The 2,122-nt window shown below is 64.5% G+C and carries 2 protein-coding genes and 1 pseudogene; all 3 read right to left on the reverse strand.

All coding sequences use genetic code 11. The annotated features are described in order from the left end of the window. Positions 1–222: pseudogene (locus tag EOA29_RS34090) on the reverse strand (carbamate kinase); the annotation flags it as partial. A gap of 1 nt (position 223) precedes the next feature. Then, positions 224–1,225 carry an ornithine carbamoyltransferase gene (gene argF, locus EOA29_RS34095; RefSeq protein ID WP_126092036.1) on the reverse strand — a complete coding sequence of 334 codons (1,002 nt, stop codon included), beginning with the start codon at positions 1,223–1,225 and terminating at the stop codon, positions 224–226. Positions 1,226–1,236: 11 nt separating this feature from the next. Further along, on the reverse strand, positions 1,237–2,122 hold an 886-nt coding region (locus EOA29_RS34100; RefSeq protein WP_127222239.1), incomplete at its 5' end, for an arginine deiminase family protein.

Genomic DNA, 2,122 nt, shown 5'->3' on the forward strand with positions numbered 1-2,122 from the left:
ATCCAATGGGAACGCCTCACGCTCCGGGTCGGCGGCGGCCTGCAGCGCCAGCAGGCCCACCTGGGGGCCGTTGCCATGCGTGATTACGACCGAGTGTCCTTCGCTGATCAGCGCCGCCAGCACGGATGCGGCACGCTTGACATTGCTGCGCTGGTTCTCGGCGGTCATCGGCTCGCCGCGCCGCAAAAGCGCGTTCCCGCCGAGCGCGGCGACGATCAGCATCTCAGTTGCCGATCGTGGCGACGAGCAGCGCCTTGATCGTATGCATGCGGTTTTCCGCCTGGTCGAAGACGATCGACGCGCTCGACTCGAATACCTCGTCGGAAACTTCCATGCAGTCGATCCCATATTCGCGCGCGACGTAGGCGCCGACTTCAGTCTCGGTGTCATGGAACGCAGGCAGGCAATGCATGAATTTCACGTGCGGATTGCCGCTTGCCGACATCACTTCGCTCGTTACCCGGTAGGGCGTCAGGAGACGAATGCGCTCCGGCCAGGCAGACTTGTCTTCCCCCATGGAAACCCACACATCCGTGTAGATGAAGTCGGCAGCTTCGACACAAGCCTTCACGTCTTCGTCCAATCTGAACCGGCCGCCGTTGCGCTCCGCCAAAGTCCTCACATGGGCGCAGAATTCCTCGTCCGGCCAGAGCTCCTTCGGTGAAGCGATACGCATGTCGATGCCGACCTTGGCGGCGCCCACGGCCAGGGACTGAGCGACATTGTCCCGTCCCTCGCCAACGAAGGCGACGGTCATGTCGGAAAGATGCTTGTGCGTGAATTCGCGCATCGTCATGAAATCGGCAAGGATCTGCGTCGGATGCGCCTCGTTCGTCAGACCGTTGTAGACAGGCACCCCGGCATGCGCGGCAAGCAACTCGGCCTGATGCTGCGCAAAGCCGCGATATTCGATCGCGTCATACATCCGGCCGAGCACGCGCGCGGTGTCCTTCATGGACTCCTTGTGTCCGATATGGCTGCCGGTGGGACCGAAATAGGTAACGTGGGCGCCCTGATCGTAGGCGGCCACCTCGAACCCCGTCCGCGTGCGCGTGGAGTCTTTTTCGAAGATGAGCGCGATGTTCTTGCGAACAAGGCGCGGTATCTCATGCCCGGCTTGCTTGGCGGCCTTGAGATCGGCGGCCAGCTTCAGGAGGAAGCGGATCTCCTCGGGCGAGAGGTCGTCCAGCGAGAGCACCGAGCGGCCATGCAGGTTGATCGACATTTGCTGTCCTTTCAGATCGGGTCGCGGGCGATGGGGCAGGTCATGCAATGGCCGCCGCCGCGGCCGCGGCTGAGCTCGGCGCCCTCGACGGTGATCACCTCAACCCCCGCGCGGCGCAGAAGCGTGTTCGTATAGACGTTGCGATCGTAGCCGATGACGATACCCGGCTCGACCGCGACGACGTTGTTGCCGTCGTCCCACTGCTCGCGTTCAGCCTCGTAACGGTCGCCGCCGGTGGTGATGATCCGGAGTGATTTCAGTCCAAGCGCCTCCGCCACGACCGTCGTGAAAGGGGCGTTTTCTTCCCTGACATCGACCGCCGCATCGCCGTCTCCGGGCCGGATCGAGAAGCAGCGCAGCCGCTCGACCACGGGCGGATACATGGTGGCAAGGTCCCGGTCGCAGAAGGTGAAGACGGTGTCGAGATGCATGAAGGAGCGGTCGCGGGGCATCAGCGCCGCGATCACGCGCGTGGCCTCTCCGGCGGCGAACAGGCTGCGGGCAAGGTCGCCCACCGCCTGCGGCGTGGTGCGTTCGCCCATGCCGACGAGGACGACGCCTCCGCCGACGGGCATGACGTCCCCGCCTTCCAGGCTGATGCCTGTTCCGGCTCCGGGAGACACGAATGGAATGCCGCTGTCGCGAAACCGCGGGTGGAAGCGGTAGACAGCCTCGACGTTAGCCGCCTCGGGCCGCCTGGCGGGCCAATACATGGCATTGACGGAAACAGCGCGATAGATCCAGCAGGAACTGTCGCGGGTGAAGAGCTGGTTCGGCAGCGGCGGCAGCACGAAGTCCTGCGGCGCGAGCGTCCGTCCGGTCAGTCCCTTGGGCTCGAACGGAAGTTCGGCGCGGGCAATGCCGCCGACGAGACAGCTTGCCAGCAGGTCCGAAGGC

It is taken from the genome of Mesorhizobium sp. M1E.F.Ca.ET.063.01.1.1, from assembly GCF_003998155.1.
Lineage (GTDB): Bacteria > Pseudomonadota > Alphaproteobacteria > Rhizobiales > Rhizobiaceae > Mesorhizobium.

What these genes read in the sequence shown, in the direction of transcription:
- argF (WP_126092036.1), bottom strand. Translation starts at nt 1,225, where the DNA reads ATGTCGATCAACCTGCATGGCCGCTCGGTGCTCTCGCTGGACGACCTC.